The organism is Micromonospora sp. H61 (genome assembly GCF_018070325.1).
GTDB lineage: Bacteria > Actinomycetota > Actinomycetes > Mycobacteriales > Micromonosporaceae > Micromonospora > Micromonospora salmantinae.
Genome location: NZ_JAGPXY010000135.1, coordinates 1 through 5,409 on the forward strand (window position 1 = coordinate 1; position 5,409 = coordinate 5,409).

Below are 5,409 nucleotides of genomic sequence, written 5' to 3' on the forward strand. Positions count from 1 at the left end.
AGCCCCGGTTGGGGTTCCACTGTGGTGGGGCTTCTGGTCGGTGTGTGGTTGTTCTTTGAGAACTCAACAGGGTGCTTGTAAAGCCAGTGCCAATTATGATTTATACCCCGGACTGGTCAGTTTTTGCTGGCTGGTTGGGATTCCTTTGGCAACATTTGTTTGTTGTCAGGATGCTGTTCAACTAATTTTTTGTTGGAGAGTTTGATCCTGGCTCAGGACGAACGCTGGCGGCGTGCTTAACACATGCAAGTCGAGCGGAAAGGCCCTTCGGGGTACTCGAGCGGCGAACGGGTGAGTAACACGTGAGCAACCTGCCCCAAGCTTTGGGATAACCCTCGGAAACGGGGGCTAATACCGAATAGGACTGCTGGCCGCATGGCTGGTGGTGGAAAGTTTTTCGGCTTGGGATGGGCTCGCGGCCTATCAGCTTGTTGGTGGGGTGATGGCCTACCAAGGCGACGACGGGTAGCCGGCCTGAGAGGGCGACCGGCCACACTGGGACTGAGACACGGCCCAGACTCCTACGGGAGGCAGCAGTGGGGAATATTGCACAATGGGCGGAAGCCTGATGCAGCGACGCCGCGTGAGGGATGACGGCCTTCGGGTTGTAAACCTCTTTCAGCAGGGACGAAGCGAGAGTGACGGTACCTGCAGAAGAAGCACCGGCCAACTACGTGCCAGCAGCCGCGGTAAGACGTAGGGTGCGAGCGTTGTCCGGATTTATTGGGCGTAAAGAGCTCGTAGGCGGCTTGTCGCGTCGACCGTGAAAACTTGGGGCTCAACTCCAAGCCTGCGGTCGATACGGGCAGGCTAGAGTTCGGTAGGGGAGACTGGAATTCCTGGTGTAGCGGTGAAATGCGCAGATATCAGGAGGAACACCGGTGGCGAAGGCGGGTCTCTGGGCCGATACTGACGCTGAGGAGCGAAAGCGTGGGGAGCGAACAGGATTAGATACCCTGGTAGTCCACGCTGTAAACGTTGGGCGCTAGGTGTGGGGGGCCTCTCCGGTTTCCTGTGCCGCAGCTAACGCATTAAGCGCCCCGCCTGGGGAGTACGGCCGCAAGGCTAAAACTCAAAGGAATTGACGGGGGCCCGCACAAGCGGCGGAGCATGCGGATTAATTCGATGCAACGCGAAGAACCTTACCTGGGTTTGACATGGCCGCAAAACTCGCAGAGATGTGAGGTCCTTCGGGGGCGGTCACAGGTGGTGCATGGCTGTCGTCAGCTCGTGTCGTGAGATGTTGGGTTAAGTCCCGCAACGAGCGCAACCCTCGTTCGATGTTGCCAGCGCGTTATGGCGGGGACTCATCGAAGACTGCCGGGGTCAACTCGGAGGAAGGTGGGGATGACGTCAAGTCATCATGCCCCTTATGTCCAGGGCTTCACGCATGCTACAATGGCCGGTACAATGGGCTGCGATACCGTGAGGTGGAGCGAATCCCAAAAAGCCGGTCTCAGTTCGGATCGGGGTCTGCAACTCGACCCCGTGAAGTCGGAGTCGCTAGTAATCGCAGATCAGCAACGCTGCGGTGAATACGTTCCCGGGCCTTGTACACACCGCCCGTCACGTCACGAAAGTCGGCAACACCCGAAGCCGGTGGCCCAACCCTTGTGGAGGGAGCCGTCGAAGGTGGGGCTGGCGATTGGGACGAAGTCGTAACAAGGTAGCCGTACCGGAAGGTGCGGCTGGATCACCTCCTTTCTAAGGAGCACCTTCACCCGAAAGGGTGCAAGGAGCCCGCGGCCCACGAATGTTGGGTCGGGGTGCTCGAATGGCGGAGACACTGGCAAGTTTTGCCCTGGCAACGGCCGGCGGCGCTTAGTACAGCCATCTTCGGGTGGTGGGAACGGATGCTGTTGGTGCGGCTGGGGGAGAATGTGAGCACCCTGTTGGGTCCTGAAGGAACAACCATTGGTTGTTGTTTCAGAGACGCGCCGGCCTCCTGTGTGGGGGCTGGAAGTCTGCCAGGCATGGCCTGGCCCCACATACCGTTGGTCCTTTCGGGGGCTGGGTTTGGTGTGGGGCGGATCGGGTTGTGGGTTGGTCGTTTGTTGAGAATTGCACAGTGGACGCGAGCATCTTTGTGGTCAAGTTGTCAAGGGCGAACGGTGAATGCCTTGGCACCAGGAGCCGATGAAGGACGTGGGAGGCCGCGATAGGCCTGGGGGAGCTGTCAACCAAGCTGTGATCCCAGGGTGTCCGAATGGGGAAACCTGGCACCAGTCATGTGGTGTCACCCACACCTGAACACATAGGGTGTGTGGAGGGAACGCGGGGAAGTGAAACATCTCAGTACCCGTAGGAAGAGAAAACAATTTAGTGATTCCGTGAGTAGTGGCGAGCGAAAGCGGATCGAGGCTAAACCGGCTGCGTGTGATACCTGTCAGGGGTTGCGTGGTCGGGGTTGTGGGACCCCGCTGAGTGTACTGACATGCACTCGAGGAGTTACAAAGTCAGTGGCTAGTCGAACAGTCTGGAATGGCTGACCGTAGACGGTGAGAGTCCGGTAGGTGAAAGTTGCTGACCTTCTGTGGGTGTTCCCGAGTAGCGGCGGACCCCTGAAATCTGCCGTGAATCTGCCAGGACCACCTGGTAAGCCTAAATACTTCCTGGTGACCGATAGCGGACAAGTACCGTGAGGGAATGGTGAAAAGTACCCCGGGAGGGGAGTGAAATAGTACCTGAAACCGTTCGCCTACAATCCGTCGGAGCCTTGCGGGGTGACGGCGTGCCTTTTGAAGAATGAGCCTGCGAGTTAGTGGCATGTGGCGAGGTTAACCCGTGTGGGGGAGCCGTAGCGAAAGCGAGTCTGAATAGGGCGATTCAGTCGCGTGTCCTAGACCCGAAGCGGAGTGATCTAGCCATGGGCAGGCTGAAGCGCGGGTAAGACCGCGTGGAGGGCCGAACCCACCAATGTTGAAAAATTGGGGGATGACCTGTGGTTAGGGGTGAAAGGCCAATCAAACTCCGTGATAGCTGGTTCTCCCCGAAATGCATTTAGGTGCAGCGTCGCGTGTTTCTTGCCGGAGGTAGAGCACTGGATGGTCTAGGGGGCCCACAAGCTTACCGAAATCAGCCAAACTCCGAATGCCGGTAAGTGAGAGCGCGGCAGTGAGACTGCGGGGGATAAGCTTCGTAGTCGAGAGGGAAACAGCCCAGATCACCAGCTAAGGCCCCTAAGCGTGTGCTAAGTGGAAAAGGATGTGGGGTCGCATAGACAACCAGGAGGTTGGCTTAGAAGCAGCCACCCTTTAAAGAGTGCGTAATAGCTCACTGGTCAAGTGGTTCCGCGCCGACAATGTAGCGGGGCTCAAGCACACCGCCGAAGCTGTGGCATTCACATTTTATCCTCGCTTGGACTTGATTCCTTGTGCAGGTGTGTGGATGGGTAGGGGAGCGTCGTGCCGCGAGTGAAGCAGCGGGGTGACCCAGTTGTGGACGCGGCACGAGTGAGAATGCAGGCATGAGTAGCGAAAGAAGGGTGAGAAACCCTTCCGCCGGATGACCAAGGGTTCCAGGGCCAGGCTAATCCGCCCTGGGTGAGTCGGGACCTAAGGCGAGGCCGAGAGGCGTAGTCGATGGACAACGGGTTGATATTCCCGTACCCGCGAAAGAGCGTCCCTGATGAACCTCGTTGTGCTAACCACCCGAACTTGGTGAGGTCTTCGGACTGAGCTGAGGGAGCGTGGGAACCTGATGGGTAGTAGTCAAGCGATGGGGTGACGCAGGAAGGTAGCTGAGCCCGGCCGGTGGTTGTGCCGGGGTAAGCGTGTAGGCCGTGTTGTAGGCAAATCCGCAACACATGAAGGCTGAGACGTGATGCCGAGCCGATTCAGGTGAAGTCAGTGATCCTATGCTGCCGAGAAAAGCCTCTAGCGAGTTCTTAGCGGCCCGTACCCCAAACCGACACAGGTGGTCAGGTAGAGAATACCGAGGCGATCGGGCGAACTGTGGTTAAGGAACTCGGCAAATTGCCCCCGTAACTTAGGGAGAAGGGGGGCCGGAGACGTGAAGCCCCGCGCGGGTGGAGCGTTGTATGGCCGCAGAGAGCAGGGGGAAGCGACTGTTTACTAAAAACACAGGTCCATGCGAAGAAGTAATTCGATGTATATGGACTGACGCCTGCCCGGTGCTGGAACGTTAAGGGGACCTGTTAGCTCTTCGGGGCGAAGCGGAGAACTTAAGCGCCAGTAAACGGCGGTGGTAACTATAACCATCCTAAGGTAGCGAAATTCCTTGTCGGGTAAGTTCCGACCTGCACGAATGGCGTAACGACTTCCCCACTGTCTCAACCACAGGCCCGGCGAAATTGCAGTACGAGTAAAGATGCTCGTTACGCGCGGCAGGACGGAAAGACCCCGGGACCTTTACTATAGCTTGACATTGGTACTCGAATTAGCTTGTGTAGGATAGGTGGGAGCCGGTGAAGTCCATACGCCAGTATGGGTGGAGGCAATCTTGAAATACCACTCTGGTTGATTTGGGTATCTAACTTCGGACCGTTATCCGGTTCAGGGACAGTGTCTGGTGGGTAGTTTAACTGGGGCGGTTGCCTCCTAAAAGGTAACGGAGGCGCCCAAAGGTTCCCTCAGCCTGGTTGGCAATCAGGTGTTGAGTGCAAGTACACAAGGGAGCTTGACTGTGAGACTGACAGGTCGAGCAGGGACGAAAGTCGGGACTAGTGATCCGGCACTTGCGAGTGGAAGCGGTGTCGCTCAACGGATAAAAGGTACCCCGGGGATAACAGGCTGATCTTCCCCAAGAGTCCATATCGACGGGATGGTTTGGCACCTCGATGTCGGCTCGTCGCATCCTGGGGCTGTAGCAGGTCCCAAGGGTTGGGCTGTTCGCCCATTAAAGCGGTACGCGAGCTGGGTTTAGAACGTCGTGAGACAGTTCGGTCCCTATCCGCCGTGCGCGTAGGATACTTGAGAAGGGCTGTCCCTAGTACGAGAGGACCGGGACGGACGAACCTCTGGTGTGCCAGTTGTCCTGCCAAGGGCACGGCTGGTTAGCTACGTTCGGAAGGGATAACCGCTGAAAGCATCTAAGCGGGAAGCCTGCTTCAAGATGAGGTATCCCACCCACTTTGTGGGGTAAGGCCCCCAGCTAGACGACTGGGTTGATAGGCCGGAAATGTAAGCCCGGTAACGGGTTCAGTTGACCGGTACTAATAGGCCGAGGACTTGACTACTAAGCTGCTACGCGTCCACTGTGCAACTCTGAACAAGCGAACACCCGTGACTGTGTGCCGGGGTTGTTTGATATGTTCATAGAGTTACGGCGGTCATGGCGGAGGGGAAACGCCCGGTTACATTCCGAACCCGGAAGCTAAGCCCTCCAGCGCCGATGGTACTGCACTCGTGAGGGTGTGGGAGAGTAGGACGCCGCCGGACAATCTTCCAG

Annotated in this window: 3 rRNA genes; all 3 read left to right on the forward strand. The window is 57.5% G+C overall.

Going from position 1 to position 5,409, the window contains the following annotated elements:
* Positions 1-189 precede the first annotated feature (189 nt).
* The 3 genes from KBX08_RS31980 to rrf all read left to right on the forward strand — a co-directional run bounded on the left by KBX08_RS31980 (position 190) and on the right by rrf (position 5,399).
* Positions 190-1,704 (forward strand): 16S ribosomal RNA (locus tag KBX08_RS31980).
* 384 nt (positions 1,705-2,088) lie between these two features.
* Positions 2,089-5,197: ribosomal RNA gene (locus tag KBX08_RS31985) — 23S ribosomal RNA — on the forward strand.
* 85 nt (positions 5,198-5,282) lie between these two features.
* Positions 5,283-5,399, forward strand: a 5S ribosomal RNA gene (gene rrf, locus KBX08_RS31990).
* The 16S, 23S and 5S rRNA genes sit together here, the layout of an rRNA operon.
* The last annotated feature ends 10 nt before the right edge of the window (positions 5,400-5,409 follow it).